Genomic DNA, 21,431 nt, shown 5'->3' on the forward strand with positions numbered 1-21,431 from the left:
TTTTTGTTTCCCACAGTTACCCGACCCTATCCCCCCGCGCGGCCCGGGGCCGCCGGGCCAGTACGCCGGCCGCCACGAGCAGCGCCAGCCCTCCGGCGGCTCCCGCCGGAGCGCCCAGGCGGGCACCGCGCTCGGGGCTGCGCACCGGGTCGGGGCCGGAGCCGAAGTAGGGCTGCCCGGTCGGGACGGGCAGCGGGACCGGCGGCTCGGCGGTCAGCGACTCGGCGGCCTGGAGGGCGGCGACCGGGTCCACCAGGCCGTAGCCGCGGGAGTCGTCGCGGCCGCCGGCCGGGGAGCCGGAGGCGGTGCTCTCCAGCAGCTTCTTGATCTGCGCCGGGGAGAGCCCGGGGTGGGCGGCCTCGACCAGGGCGACCGCACCGGAGACGAAGGCGGAGGCGGCGCTGGTGCCCCAGCCCTCGTAGTAGGAGCGGTCGGGGTCGGCGATGACCACGTCGACTCCGGGGGCGCTGACGGTGGCGTACCAACTGCGGGTGGAGAAGGGGGCCTTCTTGCCGCCCCGGTCGACGGCCGTGACGGCAATGACCCCGGGATAGGCGGCCGGGTAGGAGGCGTGGTCGCCCTGTTCGCCGCCGTTGCCGGCGGAGGCGACGACGACCACCCCCTTGGCGAGGGCGTACTGGACGGCCTCGTCCTCGCCCGCCTCGTGGTGGGCGGAGCTGCTGTCGTCGCCGAGGGACAGGTTGATCACGTCGGCGCCGTGGTCGGCGGCCCAGCGGATGCCCTCGGCGAGGGCGCCGCCCTTGCTGTCGCGGGCCTTGGCCCGGCCGGGGTCGCCCTCCTCCAGGATCACGCGGACCGGGAGGATCTTCGCCTGGGGGGCGATGCCGAAGACGCCCTGCCGGCGGTTGGCGCCGTGGCCGTGTCCGGCGATGATCCCGGCCATGGCGGTGCCGTGCCGGGCCCAGGCGCGGTCCCCGGGGCCGGCGCCCATGCCGACGAGGTCGGTGCCGTCGAGGACCTGGCCCGCCAGGTCGGGGTGGGTGGCGTCGACCCCGGTGTCGAGGACGGCGACGGTGACCCCCTTGCCCCGGGTGGTGCCCCAGGCCTCCTCGGCGCGCAGGGCGATGAGGCCCCACTGGCGGTCGCGGATGGCGTCGGCGGCGGCCGGGGGCACGGCGACGGCGACGAGGAGGGCTCCGAGGGCGATCCCTGCGGCGGCCGCGCGCCGCCGCGCCGGACCGGCTCCGGAGCGGCTGGTGGGACCGGCTGCCGGACCGGCTCCCGAGCCCTGCACCGGCCGGGCCTGCGAGCGGCTCATCGGGCCGGCTCCGGGGCGGGCGGGGCGGCGAGGGCCCGTACGGCGCGTGCCAGTTGATCGGTGACGGCCTTGGCCTCGTGGCCGAGGCCCGCCTGGGCCACGGCTCCGGTGGCGTCCTTGGCCATCGTGTCCTCGGCGGGGCGGGGGGCGTCCAGGATCCGGCCGTCGGCGAACGCGGAGACTCCGTAGACGACGACGGGGGCCTCGGGCAGCACGGAGGCCGTCCAGGCGGCGCGCCGGTCGTCGGGGAACCCGTAGCCGGGCGGGGCCGTGAGCCGGCCGCGCAGGGAGTTCATGGCGGCGGCGTCGCCGGGGGTGAAGACCATGCCGACGGTGACGAGCGAACTGCGGGTGGCGTCGGTGTAGGTGGCCCGGAGCACGCGGGTGCAGCCGGCTCCGGCGAACAGGGCCCGCCAGTCGGCGCCGAGGGCGGTGGGACAGTCGGCGTCCGGGGCGAGGGCGATACGGGTCCACGTGCGGTCGGCGCCGCCGGGCCCGGCGCCGTCCGCGCCGAGGACGGGCGGGAAAAGGGCGTCGACGGGGGTCTCGTGCCAGAGGGAGGCGGCCTTGAGGTAGGCGGCTCCGGCGGCCAGGGGCCGGTGTTTCGCGCGGTGTTCGGTGACGGCCGTGTGGCCGGCGGCTCCGGTGAGACCGAGGCCCAGGAGTCCGCACACCACGGCGGCGAACACCCTGGCGGGCCTGCGCCGGGGCGGGGCCGGGGGCCGGTCGGGCGCGGCCAGGACCTCGCCGTGCGGTGTGGACGTGCTCATCCGGCGGCTCCGCCCCCCGTTCCGTACGGCTGCCTGCCCACAACCTTACGCGCCCGCACACGCGGACCCGCCTGCGCGGGCCCGCGGGGCCGGGGGCCTACTGGGCGATCTGATTGCCCCTCAGCGCCGGCACGAACTGGTCCAGCTCGTTGCGCCAGTACCGGTTGATGTTCAGGCGGGTCGGCTTCTCGTCGCCCGGGAAGAGGAAGCGCAGGGAGGACCACAGGGTGTTGCGGTTCACGTCGGTGACCTTGTCGCGGGCCTCGGCGAGCGGGATGACGTGCACGAGCTCCTTGGGGCGGTTGCTGACCCGGGAGGCGCGGTGGACGACGACGACCTGCTCGGTCAGGGTGACGAAGTAGTACTTCACGAAGAGCTGGCCGATCAGGCCGAGCTCGTTCATCAGCCAGGGGCTCGGGCCGGTGATGGTGTGGAAGGTGACCACCGGGCGGTCGGTCGGCTCGATCTCGCGGATGGCCTGTGCGACCTGCTCCTGCATGGTGGACTTACGGATCGCCATCTGGCGCTTCCCCCTGAATAGTGACTCCCCGCCGGACATCGGCCGGGGACGGGCGAGAGTAGTCACATTCGAACGGGCGTCTCAACGGCCAAAACGGGCATCCACTGGTCGAGACCAAATATTGACCCGCCCGTCACCCGGGTCCCTGACCTGGCCGGGAGCGCGGGATCCCCCCTCACCCCCCCTACCCACGGGTACACCCATCTGGCAGGCTGCCGCCCATGAACTCCCCCGCCGCCGATCGGGCCCGATACGACCGGGCCACCGCGCACCTCGACGCCCCGCTCGCCCTCGTGGACCTGGAGGCGTTCGACGCCAACGCCGACGACCTGGTGCGCCGGGCCGGCGGGAAGCCGATCCGGGTGGCCAGCAAGTCCGTACGGTGCCGCGTGCTGCTCGAACGGGTCCTGGCCCGGCCCGGGTTCGCCGGGATCATGTCCTACACCCTCGGCGAATCGATCTGGCTGGCCCGCTCCGGATTCGAGGACGTGCTGCTGGCCTACCCGTCGGCCGACCGGGCCGGATTCGCCGAACTCGCCGCCGATCCGAAGCTGGCCGGCGCGGTGACCGTGATGATCGACGACCCCGCCCAGCTGGAGCTCATCGACCGGGCCCGCGACGGCGGGACGCAGGAGATCCGGGTCTGCCTGGAGCTGGACACCGCCCTGCAGTTCCTCGGCGGCAAGGTGCGCGTCGGCGCCCGCCGCTCCCCGCTGCGCGAACCGGCCCAGCTGGCCGCGCTGGCCCGCGCGGTGGTCTCCCGGCCCGGCTTCCGGGTCGTCGGACTGATGGGCTACGAGGGCCACGTGGCCGGGGTCGGCGACTCTCTCGCGGGGCGTCCGGTGCGCTCGCGCGTCATCCGCCTGATGCAGGGCGCCGCCCGCAAGGAACTGGCCGCCCGCCGGGCCGAGGCCGTCCGGGCCGTGCGCGCGGTGGTCCCGGACCTGGAGTTCGTCAACGGGGGCGGCACCGGCAGCGTGCAGCAGACCGCCGCCGAGGACGCGGTCACGGAGATCGCCGCCGGTTCGGGGCTCTACGTACCGCGGTTGTTCGACAACTACACCTCTTTCAGCGGCCGGCCCGCGGCGCTGTTCGCCCAGCCGGTGGTGCGCCGGCCCGGCGTCGGAGTGGTGACGGTGCTCGGCGGCGGATATCCGGCCTCCGGGGCGCCCGGCGCGGACCGGCTGCCGGTCCCGTACCTCCCCCAGGGCCTGCGCTACGACCCCCAGGAGGGGGCGGGCGAGGTGCAGACCCCGCTGCTCGGCAGCCCGGCCGACGATCTGCTGATCGGCGACCGGGTCTGGTTCCGGCACGCCAAGGCCGGCGAACTGTGCGAGCGCTTCGAGGAGTTGCACCTCGTCGAGGGCGACCGGGTGACGGCCACCGCACCGACCTACCGGGGCGAGGGCCGCACCTTCCTGTGACCGGTCCGGGCCCACGAGCGCCGGGAGGCTCCTAGAAGACGGTGTCCGTCTGGTCCGGGATGACGCTCGTGTCACCCCGGAGGACGGGCCCCGGCGTGCCGTCGCGGCCGGTGAAGCCGGTGGTGGCGCACGGGTACGCGGCCGCCTTCTGCTTCTTGGGCTGGATGAACATCGGGTTCACGATCCACTTGCCGTCGCTGTTGTCGTACGCGCGGCACATCAGCTCGTTCTTGTTGCGGTTGACGACGAGCCGCAGCGCGGTCGCGTCCCGCAGGAACGTCACGTCGGTGTCGGAGTCGCCCGCGGCGAACACCTGGCGGCGGGCGGCCGGCTGGACCTTCTCGGCCGCGGCGCCGCGGACCCCGAAGACCTGCTTGTTGATCCAGCAGCGCTTGCCGTCCACGTAGGTGATCATCGTGTCCTCCCCGTCCTTGACGGACCCGCAGCCCTGGAGGTGGGAGGTGAACTTCCCGCCGTCCGTGGTGGTGTTGCGGATGCCGATGACGTGCGAGGGGTCCACGCCGACGCCCTTGGCCCACACCTCGACGACCGGCTGCGGCGAGGCCGAGCTGATCCAGACGTCGAAACCGGCCTTCTGCAGGCCGTTGATGAGGTCCTTCTGCTGGTCGTAGTAGCGCACCCAGCCGGTGGCGGTGGTGGAGCCGACCTGCTGCTTGGCATCGACCGGCGCGGCCAGGTTCTCGCTCTGCGCGGCGGCGGCGAAGCCGCGGATCTCGCGGGCGGTCCAGCCCTGCATGAGCTGCGGCAGCCAGGCGTAGGCGGGCTCGATGGTCCGGTGGTCCCAGCCGGCGAAGGCGGGCGCGGCCGAGCGGGTCGCGGCGGTGCCGTAGACGGCGTTCAGCTCGTCGGCGCAGCCGACGCCCCCGGGGGTGCCGGTGGGCAGCGGGGCTCCGGGCTTCGCGAGGGTTCCGCAGGCCTCGGCCAGGGCCTTGGCGGCGGCCTGGGTCAGGTAGCGGCTGGTGGTGGTCCAGTCGCCCTTGGCGGGCTGGCGGATCTTGCCGTTGCGCAGCAGCCAGTACATGGTCGCGTCGCCGACGTCGTTCTTGACGACGGTGTTGTCCCAGTCGAAGACGGCGACGGGCTTGTTGCGGCCGGTCCGGTGCGGGCTGCACTTGCCGTAGGCGTCGATGAGCTGCTGGAGCCGGGCCTGGTTGTCCCCGTACCAGCCGGCCTTGAGCTGGGGGGTGGTGCACTGGGCGCCGGGGCGGGCCGCCTGGGCGGCGGGTGCGGCGGCCACGAGGGTGCCGGCGGCTATCGCGACGGCGGCGCCGACGGCCTGGAGCCGTCGTACGGTGTCGGGTCGGGTCACTGAGGTGGACACTCCTGATTCCTACGAAGATCATCTCGGACGCTAGAGCACGACAGCCGGGCGTCGTGCGACGCCCGGCTGTCGGGGGGATGGCTTCCGGGTGAACGCCCGGGTGGCGGCTAGAGCGGCGTGACGTACGCGCCGGAGATGCCGCCGTCGACCAGGAAGTCGCTGGCGTTGATGAAGGAGGAGTCGTCGCTGGCGAGGAAGGCGACGGCTGCGGCGATCTCGGTGGGCTCGGCGAACCGGCCCAGCGGGATGTGCACCAGGCGGCGGGCGGCCCGCTCCGGGTCCTTGGCGAACAGCTCCTGCAGGAGCGGGGTGTTGACGGGCCCCGGGCAGAGCGCGTTGACGCGGATGCCTTCGCGGGCGAACTGCACGCCGAGCTCGCGCGACATGGCGAGCACGCCGCCCTTGGAGGCGGTGTACGAGATCTGCGAGGTGGCGGCGCCCATCCGGGCGACGAAGGAGGCGGTGTTGATGATCGAGCCGCGGCCCTGGCGCTGCATGTAGGGCAGGGCGGCCTTGCAGCACAGGTAGACGGAGGTGAGGTTGACGTCCTGGACGCGCTTCCAGGCCTCCAGCCCGGTGGTGAGGATCGAGTCGTCGTCCGGGGGCGAGATGCCGGCGTTGTTGAAGGCGATGTCGACCGAGCCGTAGGTGTCGAAGGCCGTCTTGAACAGGGCCTCGACCTCCTCCGGGCTGGTGACGTCCACCTTCACGAAGGTGCCGCCGACCTCCTCGGCCGCGGCCTTGCCGGCGGTCTCGTCGATGTCGCCGCAGACGACGTTGGCTCCCTCGGAGGCCAGCCGGCGGGCGGTGGCGAGGCCGATGCCGCTGCCGGCCCCGGTGATGACGGCGGTGCGGCCGACCAGGCGGCGACAGACGATCTCTTCGGCGTTCTTGGTGGTCTGGCTGTTCATGGGATCAGGCCTCCGTGCTGATGAAGACGTTTTTGGTCTCGGTGAATGCGGTGAGGGCGTCGGGTCCGAGCTCGCGGCCGAGCCCGGACTGCTTGTAGCCCCCGAAGGGGGTCCAGTAGCGGACGCTGCTGTGGGAGTTGACCGACAGGTTGCCCGCGGCGACGGCGCGCGAGACGCGCAGCGCGCGGCCGATGTCACGGGTCCACAGGGATCCGGAGAGGCCGTATTGGGTGGCGTTGGCCAGGCGTACGGCGTCCTCCTCGTCCTCGAAGGGCAGGACGACGGCCACGGGGCCGAAGACCTCCTCGGCGGCGACCGGCGCGTCGGGGCCGACTCCGGTGACGAGGGTCGGCGGGAACCAGAAGCCCGGCCCCTCGGGGGCGGCGCCGCGGATCACCGTGAGGTCGTCGGTGACGTAGGACCGTACGCGGTCCAGCTGCACCCGCGAGATCAGCGGCCCCATCTGGGTCTTCTCGTCGGACGGGTCCCCGACGACCACGTTCTCGATCCCCGGGGCCACCAGCTCCATGAACCGGTCGTAGGCGGAACGCTGTACGAGGATCCGGGTGCGGGCGCAGCAGTCCTGCCCGGTGTTGTCGAGGAAGGACATCGGGGCGGCGGCCGCGGCCGCTTCCAGGTCCGCGTCGGCGAAGACGATGTTGGGGCTCTTGCCGCCGAGTTCGAGGGTGACGCGCTTCACCCGGTCGGCGCACTTGGCCATGATCCGCTTGCCGACGGCGGTGGAACCCGTGAAGACGATCTTCGCCACGCCCGGGTGCTCGACGAGGGCGTCGCCCGCCACGGCACCCCGGCCGGGCAGCACCTGGAAGAGGTGCTCGGGGAGTCCGGCCTCCAGGGCGAGCTCGGCGAGGCGCAGCGCGGTGAGCGGGGTGGTCTCGGCGGGCTTGACGATGACCGCGTTGCCCGCGGCCAGGGCCGGGGCCGCACCCCAGGCGGCGATCGGCATCGGGAAGTTCCACGGGGCGATCACGCCGATGACGCCGAGGGGTTCGAGGAAGGTGACGTCGATGCCGCCGGCGACCGGGATCTGCCGGCCGGAGAGCCGCTCGACTCCCCCGGCGGCGAATTCGAGCAGGTCACGGACGTTGCCGGCTTCCCAGCGGGCGTTGCCGATGGTGTGGCCCGCCTCGCGGACCTCCAGCCGGGCCAGTTCCTCGATGTTCGCGTCGACGACGGCGGCGAAGCGGCGCAGCAGCCTGGCCCGGTCGGCGGGGGCCGCCGCCGCCCAGATCCGCTGGGCCGCGGCGGCCCGTACGACGGCGGCATCGACGTCGTCCCGTGTGGCGGCCGGGACGACGGCGACGATTTCCTCGGTGGCCGGATTCAAGACGGTCAGATTGAAGGGGGCCAGCGCGTCGGACACGCGGTGTCCTTTCAGACGTTCGGGTGCGGTGGGTGCGGTGCTGCGGTGCCGTCCGGCGGTCCTACAGCCGTTCGAAGGAGCGGCGCAGCTCCCAGTCGGTCACCGCGGAGTCGTACGCGTCCAGTTCGACGCGGGCCATGTTCCGGTAGTGGGCGACGACTTCGGGGCCGAAGGCGGCCTTGGCGATCTCGCTGTTCTCCCAGAGCTCGGCGGCCTCGCGCAAGGTGGTGGGGACGTGTGCGAAGTCGGCGGTGTAGGCGTTGCCGGCGCAGGGCTCGGGCAGTTCCAGGCGGTTCTCGATGCCGTAGATCCCGGCCGCGACCAGGCCCGCGACGGCGAGGTGCGGGTTGACGTCGCCGCCGGGGAGGCGGTTCTCGAAGCGCATGGAACGGCCGTGGCCTACGACGCGCAGCGCGCAGGTGCGGTTGTCCACGCCCCAGGCGACGGCGGTCGGCGCGAAGGATCCCGGCCGGAAACGCTTGTACGAGTTGATGTTGGGGGCGTAGAGAAGGGAGAAGTCGCGCAGCGCGGCGAGCTGGCCGGCCAGGAAGTGCCGCATCACGGGTGACATACCGGCGTGAGCGTCGGCGTCGGGGCCCTCACCGGCCATCGCGCTGCGTCCGTCGGCATCGTTGAGCGAGAGGTGGATGTGACAGGAGTTGCCTTCGCGCTCGTCGAACTTGGCCATGAAGGTGAGCGAGACGCCCTCCTGGGAGGCGATCTCCTTGGCCCCCGTCTTGTAGACGGCGTGCTGGTCGCAGGTCTTCAGCGCCTCGTCGTAGCGGAAGACGATCTCGTGCTGGCCCAGGTTGCACTCGCCCTTGGCCGACTCGACGACCAGGCCGGCGGCCTGCATCTCGTTGCGGATGCGGCGCAGCAGGGGTTCGACGCGGCCGGTCCCGAGGACGGAGTAGTCGATGTTGTACTGGTTGACGGGGGTCAGGCCGCGGTAGTTGGCGTCCCAGGCCTGTTCGTAGGTGTCCTGGAAGACCATGAACTCCAGTTCCGTGCCCACCATGGCGGTGTAGCCGTGATCGGCGAGCCGCTCCAGCTGGCGGCGCAGGATCTGGCGGGGCGCGGCGACCACGGGCGAGCCGTCGTTCCAGGCGAGGTCGGCCAGGATGAAGGCGCTGCCCGGGTTCCAGGGGATCCGGCGCAGGGTGGCGAGGTCGGGGTGCATGGCGAAGTCGCCGTAGCCCCGGTCCCAGGAGGACATCTCGTAGCCGTCGACGGTGTTCATGTCCGTGTCGACGGCGAGCAGGTAGTTGCAGCCCTCGGTGCCGTGCGCGAGGACCTCGTCGAGGAAGAACTGTGCGGCGAACCGCTTGCCCTGGAGCCGCCCCTGCATGTCGGGGAAGGCCAGGACCACTGTGTCGATCTCACCGCTGGCGACGAGAGCACGGAGCTCTTCGGGCGACAGCGGCGGCTTGCGGTCTACCACGGGAATCTCTCCTTCGGTGAGCCGAGAGGGCCTAAGGTATTGAATAGAACCATTGCTTGGGAAGGGGAGGAGCTCAGATGACCGATACGGCCAGCGAAGGCGACGCGATCGCGCGGCTCAATCCGGTACTGCGACAGGTGCGGGCGGGCAACGGTTTCGAGGAGGCGCTGGAGCAGATCCTCCAGGTGGTCCGGCTCGGACTGGTGCCCGGCGGGGAACGGCTTCCGCCCGAGCGCGAGTTGGCCGAGCGGATGGGGATCAGCCGGGTCACGCTCCGCGAGGTGCTGAAGGTACTCCAGGACCAGGGCCTGGTGGAGGCCCGGCGCGGGCGCTATGGCGGAACGTTTGTCCTGCACCGCCCCGACACCCCGGCCGGGGGCGCCGAGGAGGAGCTGCGGCGCCGGGTCGCCGGCGTGGACATCGAGGACGTGCTGCGCTTCCGCGAGGTCCTGGAGGTCGGCGCGGCCGGACTGTGCGCCTCCCAGGGGCTGTCGGAGAAGGACGCCGACCGGCTGCTCGCCGCACTGACCGCCACCCACGACGCCCCGCTGCCCGACTACCGCCGCCAGGACACGCTCTTCCACCTCACCCTGTGCGAACTGGCCGGATCCGCCACCCTGACAGCCCAGTACGCGGCCGTCCGGGCGACCGTGAACGACCTGCTCGACTGCATCCCGCTGCTGGTGCGCAACCTGGAGCACTCCCAGCAGCAGCACAGCGTGCTGGTGGAGGCGGTGCTGGAGCGGGACGCGGACGCGGCGCGCGAGGTGATGCGCGAGCACTGCTGTGGCACGGCGGCGCTGCTGCGGGGGTTCCTGACCTGATCCGGACCGAGAGGACCGAGAGGACGGAGAGGACCGAGAGGCTTTCGTAACCCCCGTTTAACGCAGGGGTCTTGCGCCCGCCACTCCCGAACGGCAAAGGTACGCCCCACAACCATTGCCCTAGGCAGGAGCGCACATGGCCGACGACACCGGCGCACGGCTGGCAGCCGTGCCCGAACCCACCACCTCCCTCGAGAAGGCCGTCCCCGGGAACGGCGACGGCGGCGGCGACAGCGCCAGCGACGGCTACCTGGAACGCCGCACCCTGCGCCGCGGCAGCGCCGGCTGGCTGCTGCTCACCGGTCTCGGCGTCGCGTACGTCGTCTCCGGCGACTTCTCCGGCTGGAACCTGGGCCTCGCCCAGGGCGGTTTCGGTGGCCTCGCCATCGCCACCGTCGTGATGGGCGTGATGTACGCCTGCCTGGTCTACTCCCTGGCCGAACTGTCGGCCATCCTGCCCACCGCCGGCGGCGGTTACGGTTTCGCCCGCCGGGCGCTCGGCACCTGGGGCGGCTTCCTCACCGGCACCGCGATCCTCATCGAGTACATCCTCGCCCCGGCGGCCATCGCAATCTTCATCGGCGGCTACATCAAATCCCTCCACCTCTTCGGCCTCACCTCGGGCTGGCCGGTCTACCTCGCCTGCTTCGTCATCTTCATCGGGATCCACCTGTGGGGCGTCGGCGAGGCCCTGAGCTTCTCGCTCGTCGTCACCGCCATAGCCGTGATCGCCCTGATCGTCTTCGCCGTCGGCGCCTTCACCCAGTTCGACCCGGCGAACCTCGACAACATCGCCGTCGACACCACCGCCGCCGGCGCCAGCTCCTGGCTGCCCATGGGCTTCCTCGGCATCTGGGCCGCCTTCCCCTTCGGCATGTGGTTCTTCCTCGGCGTCGAGGGCGTGCCACTGGCCGCCGAGGAGGCCAAGGACCCGGTCCGCTCCGTACCGCGCGCCTTGTCGATCTCCATGGGTGTCCTGGTCCTGCTCGCCCTGATCACCTTCCTCGCCGCCACCGGCGCACACGGAGCCGACGCCATCAAGGCCGCGGACAACCCGCTGGTCGTCGCCCTGGAGGGCGACCCCGGCCTCTCCTGGCTGAAGACCTTCGTCAACTACGCGGGCCTGGCCGGGCTCGTGGCCTCCTTCTTCTCCCTCATCTACGCCGGCTCCCGCCAGCTGTTCGCCCTCTCCCGGGCCGGCTACCTCCCCCGCTTCCTGTCCCTGACCTCGAAGCGCAAGGCCCCGTACCTGGGCCTGCTCATCCCCGGAGCCATCGGCTTCGCGCTGGCCGCCGCCACCGGCGACGGCCAGCTCATGCTGGACATCGCGGTCTTCGGCGCGACCATCTCCTACGCCCTGATGGCCCTCTCCCACATCGTGCTGCGGCGCCGCGAGCCCGGCCTGGAGCGCCCGTACCGCACGCCGGGCGGCATCGCGACCTCCTCGGTGGCCTTCGTCCTCGCCCTCTCGGCCCTGGTCGCCACCTTCCTGGTGGACAAGGACGCGGCATTCATCGCGCTGGCCGTGTACGCCGTCGCCCTCGCCTACTTCGCGTTCTACAGTCGGCACCACCTGGTGGCCTCCGCGCCGGAGGAGGAGTTCGCGGCGCTGGCGGAAGCCGAGGCCGAGCTGTCCCGCGACTGATCCCCCGTCCCCTTCCCTTCCGGAGGTAACCACCGTGCCCAGGCCGCTCATCGGCATCACCACCTACATCGAGGCATCCACCCGCTACGGGGTGTGGGACGTCCCCACGGCCCTCGTCCCCACCGGGTACTACGAGCTCGTCCAGGCCTCCGGCGGCACGGCCGTGCTGCTCCCGCCGGACGATCCGCAGGCGGCCCCGGAGGTGCTGAACCGACTGGACGGCCTGGTCGTCGCGGGCGGCCCGGACGTGGACCCGGTCCGCTACGGGGCCGCGCGCGATCCCCGTACCGGCCCGGCGGCCACCCAGCGCGACGACTGGGAGCTGGCCCTGATCACCGCGGCGCTCTCCGCCCGCACCCCCCTGCTCGGGATCTGCCGGGGCATGCAGGCACTGAACGTGGCCCTGGGCGGGACGCTGATCCAGCACATCGACGGACACGTCGCGGGCGAGGGGATCGTCTCCTGGCACCCGGTCCGCCCGGTCCCGGGCACCCGGTACGCGGCCCTGGTCCCGGAGGAGTCGGAGGTCCCGACCTACCACCACCAGGCCGTGGACCGCCTGGGCACCGGCCTGATCGCCTCGTCCCACGCGGTGGACGGCACGATCGAGTCCATCGAACTCTCCGACCCCTCCCAGTGGACCCTGGGCGTCCAGTGGCACCCGGAACGCGACAAGGACACCCGCGTGATGTCCGCCCTGATTACCGCGGCATCCTGCAAATCCAGCCCCGCCCGGGGGCCCCTCCCAGCGGTGGCTGGGGGAGTTTGAGGCGCGGGGTCTGGGGCGGAGCCCCAGGGAACGGAGGAAGGGCGGGTCGGGGACGGCCCCGCAGGGTCAGGCTCCCGCCCGCCCGACCCGGCCCCGCCCCGGGGTCAGCGGGCCCGGGTCAGCGACAGCAGGTCACGCGCCGGGCCCGCCGGGCGGGAGCCCGTGGGCCAGACCGCGCGCAGCGCGCGGTCCAGCGGGGCACCGAGGACCGGGACGGACACCAGGCGGCGGGCCGCCAGCTCGTCGCCGACCGCCAGCTCCGACAGCACGCACGGCCCGGCTCCGCTCAGCGCCGCCGCCTTCACCGCAGTGGTGGAGGCCAGTTCGAGCAGCGGCTCCGCCAGCCCCCCGCAGCCGGCCAGTGCCGCGCCCAGGACCTGCCGGGTTCCCGAGCCCCACTCCCGCAGGATCAGCGGGGTCGCCGCCAGCTCCGCCGCCTCCACCCCCTTCGAACGCCGCGCCCACGGGTGCCCCGGAGCCACCGCCACCACGAGGCGGTCCTGCGCGATCACCACCGCGTCGAGCCCCTCCGGCACGCTGAGCCCCTCCACGAAGCCGAGGTCCGCCTCGTGCGCCAGGACCCGCTCGGCGACGACCGCCGAGTTCCCCGCGTGCAGGGACACCGCCGTTCCGGGGCGCTGCCCGCGCAGGGCGATGAGCCAGCCGGGCAGCAGGTACTCGGCGATGGTCATGCTGGCCGCCACCCGCAGCCGGGAGTCGCGACGGCCCCGTAGCGCCTCGGCGCCCGCGTCGAAGGCTTCGGCCGCCTCCACCACGCGCCGCGCCCAGTCCGTGACCAGCGCGCCTTCCGCCGTCAGGGTCGATCCCCGCGGGGAGCGGTCCACGAGCGCCACTCCGAGCCGGGTCTCCATCGCCCGGATCCGGCTGCTGGCGGCGGGCTGGGTGATCCCGAGCCGCCGGGCGGCCCCGCTCAGGCTGCCGACCCGGGCCACGGCCAGCAGCAGTTCCATGGCGCCCAGGTCCGGGACCCGGTGCGCCAGCGGTATACGTGCTTCGGCCCACTGCTCATTACCCATAACCTCAGTTTATGCCCTCATAGGAACATCACCTCTGCCGTCCGCCGCCGCCCGGCGGGAGGCTGGATCCATGGCCACCACCCTCGTACGTCCCCGTCCCGCCACCCCTGGGATCGCCCGGCCCCACAAGGCCCCCGCACTGCGCCACCTCGGCCCCAACTGGTACGCCTCCGTCATGGGCACGGCGATCATCGCCAACGCCGGGGCGACCCTCCCCTACCAGCTCCCCGGCCAGCGCGTCCTCTGCCAGATCTTCTGGGTGCTGGCCGCCACCGCCCTCGCCGTACTGCTGACCGCCCGCGCCGGGCACTGGCTCCACCACCGCGACCAGGCCCGCACCCACCTCCTGGACCCCACGGTGGCCCCCTTCTACGGCTGCCTCTCGATGGCCCTGCTGGCCGTCGGCGGCGGCACCCTCATCGTCGGCAAGGACCTCATCGGGCTCCCCGCCGCCGTCGCCGTCGACACCGTCCTGTTCACCGCCGGCACCGCGATCGGCCTGCTGGCCGCCGCCGGCATCCCCTACCTGATGGTGGTCCGCCACAAGGTCGAAGCCCACCAGGCCACCCCCGTCTGGCTGCTCCCCGTGGTCGCCCCCATGGTCTCCGCCGCGCTCGGCCCCCTGCTGATCCCCCACCTGGCCGCCGGGCAGGCCCGCGAGGCCATGCTGCTCGCCTGCTACGCCATGTTCGGGATCAGCCTGCTCGCCACCCTGCTGATGCTCCCCCTGGTGTTCGGCCGACTGATCGTGAGCGGCCCCCTGCCCCTGGCGCTCACCCCCACCCTGTTCCTGGTCCTGGGCCCCCTCGGCCAGTCCACCACCGCCGTGAACTCCCTCGCCGACATGGCCCCCCAGTCGATATCCGCCCCCTACTCCGGGGCCTTCGGGGCCTTCGCCGTGGTCTACGGGGTCCCCGTGATGGGATTCGCCCTGCTGTGGCTGGCGCTGGCCGCCGCGATGCTGGTGCGGGCCGCGCGGGGCGGCATGGGGTTCGCCATGACCTGGTGGGCGCTGACCTTCCCCGTCGGCACCTGCGTCACCGGCGCCGCCGGGCTCGCCCGCCACACCGGCCTCGCCGCCTTCGACTGGCTGGCCGCCGCCCTGTTCCTGGCCCTGGTCACCGCCTGGCTGGCGGCCGCCGCGAACACCCTGCGCGGCCTGTACACCGGCCGGCTGCTGGCCGCGCCCCGCTAGGGGGTGTCCGCAAAGTAGCGCCTGGCCCGTGGCGTCTGGCGCCACTTTGCGGACACCCCCTAGGCCGTCTCTTTCGGATCTTGCCGGGTCAGGCAACGCCCGCCGCGCGCAGGGCCGCCGCCAGCACGGCCGGAGCCTCGGCCAGCGAGGGCCCGTACCAGGTCAGGTGGCGTCCGCTGAGGAGCGCGGCGGGCAGACCGGGGAAGGCCTCGGGCCCGTCCCCGGCCGTGAAGCGGTACGGCTCGTCCGGGAGCACCACGAGATCACAGCCCGCCGCGGCCAGCTCGGCCGCCGGGATCCTCGGGTAGCGCTCCGCGTGCCCGGCGTAGGCGTTGCGCACCCCCAGGCGGGCCAGCAGGTCCCCCGCGAAGGTGTCCCGGCCCAGCACCATCCAGGGCCTGCGCCAGATCGGCACGAAGGCCAGGCGCGGCTCCCCGGCCGGGGCCACCCGGGCCCACGCGGCCTCGGCGTCGGACAGCCACCCGGGCCGCTCGAGCCCCATGGCCCCCACCAGCAGCCGCTCCAGCTCGCTCAGCGCCTGCGGGAGGTCCCGTACCTCGGTGACCAGCACCCGGAGCCCGGCCGCCCGCAGCTCCGCGAGGTCGGGGGCCCGGTTCTCCTCCTCGTTGGCGATCACCAGGTCCGGGCGCAGCTCCGCGATCCTGCGCACGTCCGGGTTCTTCGTCCCGCCGACGCGCGCCACGTCCCCCAGCTCGGCGGGGGCCGGGTGGGTGCACCAGTCGGTCACGCCGACCAGTGCCCCGGGCGCGCTGACCGCGACCGCCTCGGTCAGGGACGGCACGAGCGAGACCACCCGCATCCGGGTCCGCATCCGGCTCGGTGTCCCGCTCAGTGTCCGGGCGAGGGCGGTTCGGAGGTGGCGTGGATGTGGTCGCCGACCGCGACGATCAGGATCCGGGTGTCCTCGGTGACGGCCCGCCAGCGGTGCCGTACGCCACCGGACAGGAACAGCGCGTCGCCGTTCTCCAGGCGGTACGCCCGCCCCTCGGCCTCCACCTGGCAGGCGCCCGAGACCACGTACATCAGCTCGTCGTTGCGGTGCTGGTACTCGCGGCCGGCGTCCTGGTCCCCGGTGAACTCCAGTGCGTGCAGCTGGTGGTGCCCGCGCACGAGGGGCCGTACGCCGGGAACGGGGGTGAGCCCCGAATCGTCACCGGCCCGTACGAGGTCCACGGTGCGCGCGGTGTCCGAGGCGGCCAGCAGTTCCACGGCCGTGGTCTCCAGCGCGTCGGCGACCCGCTCCAGGGACCGCATGCTGGGCCGGGCCCGTTCGTTCTCTATCTGGCTCAGGAAGGGAACCGAGAGGCCGCTGCGGGCCGACACCGCGGCGAGGGTGAGACTCAGGGCCCGGCGGCGCTTGCGCACGGCCACGCCCACCCGGAGCGGATCCTTGGAATCCTTGTCCCGGTCCCGGTCCTTGTCGTCCGCGCCGTTGACCGCGCCGGAAGCCGCGCCGCCGACGCCGTTGCTGACGTTCCTGCCGTTCTTGCCGTCGGTGCCATCCCTGTCGTCCATGGCGGGGCTGCCCTCCCCTTGTCCTGGTCCGTCACACATCACACATCGCACGTTGGTGTGCTGTAAGCACCTTACGCAGCAACCGGCCCCGGTTTCGCGCTCAAGAGCCGAGGAGGCCGAACCTCACGCACTTTCCACCGGGCCTCAAGGCATCATCGAGATCGTGACGACGACACGACGCCTGATGCTCCTGGACACCGCCTCCCTCTACTACCGCGCGTACTTCGGCGTGCCGGATTCCGTGAAAGCCCCCGACGGCACTCCGGTCAACGCCGTGCGCGGCCTGCTCGACTTCATCGGCCGCCTCGTGCAGGACCACCGGCCCGACGACCTGGTCGCCTGCATGGACGCCGACTGGCGGCCGCACTGGCGGGTGGAGCTGATCCCCTCCTACAAGGCCCACCGGGTCGCCGAGGAGACCGAGACGGGCCCGGACCTCGAGGAGACCCCGGACACCCTCGCCCCGCAGGTACCGATCATCGAGGCCGCCCTGGACGCCTTCGGGATCGCCCGGGTGGGCGTCGCCGGCTACGAGGCGGACGATGTGATCGGCACCCTCACCACCCGCGCCACTGGCCCGGTGGACATCGTCACGGGCGACCGCGACCTGTACCAGCTGGTCGACGACGCGAAGGAGCGGCGCGTCCTGTACCCGCTGAAGGGGGTCGGCACCCTCCAGGTGACCGACGAAGCCTGGCTGCGCGAGAAGTACGGGGTCGACGGCCCCGGCTACGCGAACCTGGCGCTGCTGCGCGGCGACCCGAGCGACGGCCTGCCGGGCGTGCCCGGAGTCGGCGAGAAGACCGCGGCGAAGCTGCTGGACGCCTACGGGGACCTGGCCGGAATCATCGCCGCGATCGGGGATCCGAAGTCGAAGCTGACCCCCACCCAGCGCAAGCGGCTGGACGAGTCCCGGCCCTATCTGGCGGTGGCCCCCAAGGTGGTCCAGGTGGCCCGGGACGTTCAACTGCCCGCCTTCGATCCGGCCCTCCCGGCCGTGCCCGCCCACCCCGACGTGCTCGGCGCCTTGGGCCACCGGTGGGGTCTGGGTGGAGCAATTGAACGCCTGAGCAGCGCGCTGCGCCGATGAGGTGCTAACTTAGGTAATCCTAAGCTTCACGGAAGTCAGGGTCAGGGGATCAAGGAGACGTCGTGGCAGAAGGACGCGGCCGCACGGTCGGCACCGCAGTCGTCGTGCGCACCGAGCGGTTGACCCCGCACATGGTGCGGATCGTGCTGGGCGGTGACGGGCTGGCCGGTTTCGGCGCGGGCGCGTACACCGACCACTACGTGAAGATCCTCTTCCCGCCCGAGGGCGTCGCCTACGACTCCCCGTGGGACCTGGACCGGATCCGCATGACGCATCCGCGCGAGGAATGGCCGCGCCAGCGGGCGTACACCGTGCGCGCCTGGGACCCGGCGCACCGTGAGCTGACCCTCGATTTCGTGGTCCACGGGGACGAAGGACTGGCCGGCCCGTGGGCGGCCCGCGTCCAGCCGGGTGAACTCGTACGCTTCCTCGGGCCGGGCGGCGGCTACGCCCCGGACCCGGCGGCCGGCTGGCACCTCCTCGTCGGCGACGAGAGCGCGCTGCCGGCGATCGGCGCGGCGATGGAGCGGATGCCGGCCGGCGCCCGGGTCCACGCGCTGGTGGAGGTCGAGGGACCGCAGGACGAGCAGAAGATCTCCACCCCGGACGGCATCGTCCCGGTCTGGATCCACCGCGGCTCGCGCCCCGTGGGCGAGGCCCTGACGGAAGCCGTCCGGGCCCTGTCCTTCCCCTCCGCGGACGTGCACGCCTTCGTCCACGGCGAGGCCGGCTTCGTGAAGTCGCTCCGCCGCCACCTGCGCCTGGAGCGCGGCATCCCCCGCGAACACCTGTCGATCTCCGGCTACTGGCGCCTGGGCGAAACCGACGAGGGCTGGCGCGCGATCAAGCGCGACTGGAACGCGCGGGTCGAAGCGGAGCAGGAACAGCTCCTCGCCACGGCGTCCTGACCGCCGGACACCACTGACGCCTGCGGCCCGGCCGTCCTGCCGGGCGGGTTCACCCAAGCGGCGGGACAATGGCCGCATGCGTACGCTCCGTGCACTCGGCACAGCCGGAGCCGCCGCACTCCTGGTCACCACCGGGACGGCCGCGGCGGCCACCACACCCAGCCCGCCTCCGCAGCCGAAGGCGCAGCTCACCGACGCCCAGGTCGACAGGGCGGTGCACCGCCTCGACCAGACCGTCGCGGACATGATGCGGAGCACCGGTGTGCCCGGCATCTCCGTCGCCGTCGTCCACGATGACCACGTGATCTACCTCAAGGGCTTCGGCGTCCGCCGCGTCGGCGAGCCGGGCGCGATCGGCCCGGACACCGTCTTCCAACTCGCCTCCGTCTCCAAGCCGATCACCTCCACCATCGCCGCCGGCGCCCTCAAGGCCCCCCAAGACTTCGACCGGCCCGTCGACCTGCCCGGCTTCACGCTCAAGGACCCCTGGGTCACCGGGCACGTCTCCGCCGCCGACCTGCTGTCCCACCGCAGCGGCCTCCCGGACCACGCCGGGGACCTCCTCGAAGACCTCGGGTACGACCAGTCGTACATCCTGGACCACATGCGCCTGGAGCCGCTGACCGAGTTCCGCGCGAGCTACGCCTACACCAATTTCGGTTTCACCGCCGCCGCCGAGGCCATCGCCAGGGCGCACGGGGTCAGTTGGCAGAAGCTCGCCGAAGACACCCTCTTCAAACCGGCCGGCATGACGCACACCAGCACCGAGTTCTCCGCCTTCGCGCACGCGCCCGACCACGCCGCCACGCACGTCAAGAACCCGGACGGCACCTGGAGCCCCCGCTACGTCCGCGATCCCGATGCCCAGGCACCGGCCGGCGGGGTCAGCTCCACCGCCCGTGACATGGCCCGCTGGCTGCGCCTCCAGCTGGGCGACGGCGTACTCGACGGGAAGCGGATCATCCCCGCCGACAACCTCGCCCGCACCCGCCTCCCCGAGATCGTCTCCCAGCCGAAGAACGCCCAGGGCAGGCCCGACTTCTACGGGCTCGGCTGGAACGTCTCCTACGACAGCGCCGGCCGGCTCCGCCTCAGCCACTCCGGGGGCTTCGAACTCGGCGCCAACACCAACGCCACCATGCTCCCCCTGGAGAAGCTCGGGATCGTCGTCCTGACCAACGGCGCCCCCGTCGGCGTGGCCGACGCCATCGCCCTGGACTTCTTCGACATCGCCCAGAACGGCAAGCCCACCGCCGACTGGCTCCCCCTGCTGGCCTCCCTCTACGCCCAGGTCCTCGGCGCAGGCCACTCCCCCACCGACTACGCCCACCCGCCGACCGCGGCGAAGCCCGCCAAGGCCGACACCGCGTACACGGGGACCTACAACAGCCCGTACTACGGCAAGGCCACCGTCGCCGCGAACCCCGACGGCAGCGGCCTGACCCTCTCCCTCGGCCCCAAACCCCAGCGCTACCCGCTGGCCCACTACGACGGCGACACCTTCAGCTTCGTAACGGCGGGCGAGAACGCGGTGGGCCGCACCGGGGTGTTCTTCACCGACGGCGCCCTGCGCGTCGAATACCTGGACGGCCAGCACCTGGGCACCTTCACCCGCGGATAGCCGCATGGTCCGTACCCCCTAGCCTGTATCCCGATGAAGCGCAGATCCCACATCCCCGAATCGCCCCTGCCCCAGGTCTCCGGCATCGACCCGGTCCGCATGCGGCTGCCCCCCGACCCGGAGGGGATGTGGCCGGATCTCGGCGCCTACCTCACGGCGCGCTACGAGGGCACGCGCGGCTCCGAGTCCATGGCCCGTCTGCTCGCGGGCGGCCGGGTGCTGGGCGTCGGCGGACGGGTGCTGCGGCCGGAGGACCCGTACGAGCCGGGGGCCTTCCTCTGGTTCCACCGGGACATGCCGCCCGAGCCGGTGGTGCCCTTCCCGATCGGGGTCGTGCACCGCGACGAGCACCTGCTGGTGATCGACAAACCGCACTTCCTGGCGACCACCCCGCGCGGCAGCCACGTCTTCCAGACGGCCCTGGCCCGGCTCCGGGTGGAGCTGGGCCTGCCCGCACTGAGCCCCGCGCACCGTCTGGACCGGATGACGGCCGGGCTGGTGCTGTTCAGCATCCGCCCCGAGGACCGCGGCGCCTACCAGCTGCTCTTCCAGGAGCGGCGGATCAGCAAGGAGTACGAGGCGCTGGCGCCCCACGACCCGGCGGTCCAGTTCCCCCGGGTCCTGCGCAGCCACATCGAGAAGGTCCGCGGGGTGATGGCCGCGGTGGAGGTCGAGGGCGCCGAGCCGAATGCCGAGACCCTGGCTGAACTCATCGAGACCAAGGGCGACTTGGGGCGCTACCGGCTGACTCCGCACACCGGGCGCACCCACCAGCTGAGGGTGCACATGAACAGTCTCGGTCTGCCGATCCTGGGCGACCCGGTGTATCCGGTGGTCGGCGATCCCGCGCCGGACGACTACCGCCGCCCGCTCCAACTCCTGGCCCGCACCCTGGAGTTCACCGATCCGGTCACCGGGATCGCGCACCGCATCGAGAGCGGCCTGTCCCTCCAGGCCTGGGAGGACCGGTCCGGCTGGGAAGCGGGCCCCGCGAGCGCGGCCACAGAGCCGCACTCCCCCCGCTAGGGGGCTGTCTCACCGACCGCCGGTGCCCGCGATCCGCAGCGCCGCGTCGGCGGTGGCCTCCGCGAAAGCGGCCACGGGGCGCGCCGGATCGGAGCGGTGGATCAGCATGACCCCTTCGATGAGGCCGAAGACCAGGTCGTTGCGGAGCACCAATCCGGCCCGGTCGCCGGCGAGTTCGGCGCCGACACAGGTGGCGTCGAGCAACTCCCGGTAGGCGTCCTTGAGTTCGAGGCGCATCCGCACGAAGTGGGCGAACCGCGAGCCGTCCACCTCGGGCAGCAGGTAGAGCGCGCCGAGGTTGTAAGGACCGCCGCACAGCAGCATCACGTCGGCGCGGCACAGCTCCCACAGCCGGCGGGTGGCGGGCCGGTCCGTCTCCAGGAGCAGGCTCCGGGCCAGCACCAGCGAGGGCGCGACCGTGGACTCCAGGAGTTCGGCGAGGAGTTCCTCCTTGCCGGAGAAGTAGTGGTACATCGTGGCCTGGCGCATTCCGGCCCGTTCGGCCACCGCCCGCGTGGTGGTGGCCGCGTACCCCTTGACCGTGAACAGCTCGGCCGCCGCGTAGAGGAGTTCCTCCCGCGGCGGCCTGCCGCTGTCCGGCCGCAGCTGATCGGCGCGTGGCCGACCGACCCGTCTCGGACCTTCGCCCGTTCCCCCAGTCATGGCCCGATCGTCGCACAGCACCGACCGAATTGATCATGGCGAGAGA

At 72.6% G+C, this 21,431-nt stretch carries 20 protein-coding genes; 9 read left to right on the forward strand and 11 right to left on the reverse strand.

Features of this window, described 5'->3' with window-relative positions; genetic code table 11:
* Nucleotides 1–16: 16 nt before the first annotated feature.
* From mycP to OHU74_RS06865, 3 genes are all read right to left on the reverse strand, one after another.
* Nucleotides 17–1,279 carry a type VII secretion-associated serine protease mycosin gene (mycP, locus tag OHU74_RS06855; protein WP_371615066.1) on the reverse strand — a complete coding sequence of 421 codons (1,263 nt, stop codon included), beginning with the start codon at nt 1,277–1,279 and terminating at the stop codon, nt 17–19.
* Nucleotides 1,276–2,049, reverse strand: coding sequence for a hypothetical protein (locus OHU74_RS06860; RefSeq protein ID WP_371615067.1), 774 nt, complete (start codon nt 2,047–2,049; stop codon nt 1,276–1,278). The genes mycP and OHU74_RS06860 overlap by 4 nt, the downstream gene beginning before the upstream one ends.
* A 97-nt stretch (nt 2,050–2,146) precedes the next feature.
* The gene (locus OHU74_RS06865) at nt 2,147–2,569 is read right to left on the reverse strand and encodes a hypothetical protein (protein WP_330295531.1); all 423 of its coding nucleotides are present in this window, start codon (nt 2,567–2,569) and stop codon (nt 2,147–2,149) included.
* 221 nt (nt 2,570–2,790) lie between these two features.
* On the opposite strand from OHU74_RS06865, the gene OHU74_RS06870 reads away from it, so the two are divergent.
* Nucleotides 2,791–3,993: an amino acid deaminase/aldolase gene (locus OHU74_RS06870; RefSeq protein ID WP_371615068.1), complete on the forward strand. Its 1,203-nt coding sequence runs from the start codon at nt 2,791–2,793 to the stop codon at nt 3,991–3,993.
* A 31-nt stretch (nt 3,994–4,024) separates the two neighbouring features.
* Here the strand turns inward: OHU74_RS06870 and OHU74_RS06875 are convergent, their stop codons facing one another.
* The 4 genes from OHU74_RS06875 to OHU74_RS06890 form a co-directional block, all read right to left on the reverse strand.
* Nucleotides 4,025–5,335, reverse strand: coding sequence for a haloacid dehalogenase-like hydrolase (locus tag OHU74_RS06875; RefSeq protein ID WP_371615069.1), 1,311 nt, complete (start codon nt 5,333–5,335; stop codon nt 4,025–4,027).
* Between the two features lie 107 nt (nt 5,336–5,442).
* Nucleotides 5,443–6,246, reverse strand: a complete 804-nt coding sequence (locus OHU74_RS06880; protein ID WP_371615070.1) for a 3-oxoacyl-ACP reductase — start codon at nt 6,244–6,246, stop codon at nt 5,443–5,445.
* A gap of 4 nt (nt 6,247–6,250) precedes the next feature.
* Nucleotides 6,251–7,630: an aldehyde dehydrogenase gene (locus OHU74_RS06885; RefSeq protein ID WP_371615071.1), complete on the reverse strand. Its 1,380-nt coding sequence runs from the start codon at nt 7,628–7,630 to the stop codon at nt 6,251–6,253.
* A 61-nt stretch (nt 7,631–7,691) separates the two neighbouring features.
* Complete coding sequence (locus OHU74_RS06890) at nt 7,692–9,071, reverse strand: glutamine synthetase family protein (protein WP_371615072.1); 1,380 nt, start codon at nt 9,069–9,071, stop codon at nt 7,692–7,694.
* 77 nt (nt 9,072–9,148) lie between these two features.
* On the opposite strand from OHU74_RS06890, the gene OHU74_RS06895 reads away from it, so the two are divergent.
* The 3 genes from OHU74_RS06895 (at nt 9,149) to OHU74_RS06905 (ending at nt 12,309) form a co-directional block, all read left to right on the forward strand.
* Nucleotides 9,149–9,895, forward strand: coding sequence for a FadR/GntR family transcriptional regulator (locus OHU74_RS06895; protein WP_371615073.1), 747 nt, complete (start codon nt 9,149–9,151; stop codon nt 9,893–9,895).
* A gap of 136 nt (nt 9,896–10,031) precedes the next feature.
* Entirely contained in the window at nt 10,032–11,540 is a 1,509-nt protein-coding gene (gene eat, locus OHU74_RS06900; RefSeq protein WP_371615074.1) for an ethanolamine permease, read from the forward strand.
* Nucleotides 11,541–11,574: 34 nt separating this feature from the next.
* Complete coding sequence (locus OHU74_RS06905) at nt 11,575–12,309, forward strand: gamma-glutamyl-gamma-aminobutyrate hydrolase family protein (RefSeq protein ID WP_371615075.1); 735 nt, start codon at nt 11,575–11,577, stop codon at nt 12,307–12,309.
* Between the two features lie 104 nt (nt 12,310–12,413).
* Here OHU74_RS06905 and OHU74_RS06910 read toward each other — a convergent pair whose 3' ends face one another.
* Nucleotides 12,414–13,346 (reverse strand): LysR family transcriptional regulator, encoded by a 933-nt coding sequence (locus tag OHU74_RS06910; RefSeq protein WP_371615076.1) that lies wholly within the window; start codon nt 13,344–13,346, stop codon nt 12,414–12,416.
* A gap of 70 nt (nt 13,347–13,416) precedes the next feature.
* On the opposite strand from OHU74_RS06910, the gene OHU74_RS06915 reads away from it, so the two are divergent.
* Nucleotides 13,417–14,541: a TDT family transporter gene (locus tag OHU74_RS06915; protein WP_371615077.1), complete on the forward strand. Its 1,125-nt coding sequence runs from the start codon at nt 13,417–13,419 to the stop codon at nt 14,539–14,541.
* An 88-nt stretch (nt 14,542–14,629) separates the two neighbouring features.
* Here the strand turns inward: OHU74_RS06915 and OHU74_RS06920 are convergent, their stop codons facing one another.
* Complete coding sequence (locus OHU74_RS06920; protein WP_371619587.1) at nt 14,630–15,361, reverse strand: helical backbone metal receptor; 732 nt, start codon at nt 15,359–15,361, stop codon at nt 14,630–14,632.
* A gap of 29 nt (nt 15,362–15,390) precedes the next feature.
* On the reverse strand, nt 15,391–15,939 hold the full coding sequence (locus tag OHU74_RS06925) for a helix-turn-helix domain-containing protein (protein WP_371619588.1): 549 nt from the start codon (nt 15,937–15,939) through the stop codon (nt 15,391–15,393).
* 322 nt (nt 15,940–16,261) lie between these two features.
* Between OHU74_RS06925 and OHU74_RS06930 the strand changes: the two genes are divergently transcribed.
* The 4 genes from OHU74_RS06930 (at nt 16,262) to OHU74_RS06945 (ending at nt 20,722) form a co-directional block, all read left to right on the forward strand.
* Entirely contained in the window at nt 16,262–17,167 is a 906-nt protein-coding gene (locus tag OHU74_RS06930; RefSeq protein ID WP_371619589.1) for a 5'-3' exonuclease H3TH domain-containing protein, read from the forward strand.
* 131 nt (nt 17,168–17,298) lie between these two features.
* Nucleotides 17,299–18,075, forward strand: coding sequence for a siderophore-interacting protein (locus tag OHU74_RS06935; protein ID WP_371619590.1), 777 nt, complete (start codon nt 17,299–17,301; stop codon nt 18,073–18,075).
* A gap of 76 nt (nt 18,076–18,151) precedes the next feature.
* The gene (locus tag OHU74_RS06940) at nt 18,152–19,696 is read left to right on the forward strand and encodes a serine hydrolase (protein WP_371615078.1); all 1,545 of its coding nucleotides are present in this window, start codon (nt 18,152–18,154) and stop codon (nt 19,694–19,696) included.
* Between the two features lie 33 nt (nt 19,697–19,729).
* Nucleotides 19,730–20,722 (forward strand): pseudouridine synthase, encoded by a 993-nt coding sequence (locus OHU74_RS06945; protein ID WP_371615079.1) that lies wholly within the window; start codon nt 19,730–19,732, stop codon nt 20,720–20,722.
* Between the two features lie 9 nt (nt 20,723–20,731).
* On the opposite strand, the gene OHU74_RS06950 is transcribed toward OHU74_RS06945, so the two are convergent.
* Nucleotides 20,732–21,385, reverse strand: coding sequence for a helix-turn-helix domain-containing protein (locus tag OHU74_RS06950; RefSeq protein WP_371615080.1), 654 nt, complete (start codon nt 21,383–21,385; stop codon nt 20,732–20,734).
* Nucleotides 21,386–21,431: the final 46 nt, after the last annotated feature.

The sequence above is a fragment of the Streptomyces sp. NBC_00454 genome (assembly GCF_041434015.1).
GTDB lineage: Bacteria > Actinomycetota > Actinomycetes > Streptomycetales > Streptomycetaceae > Streptomyces.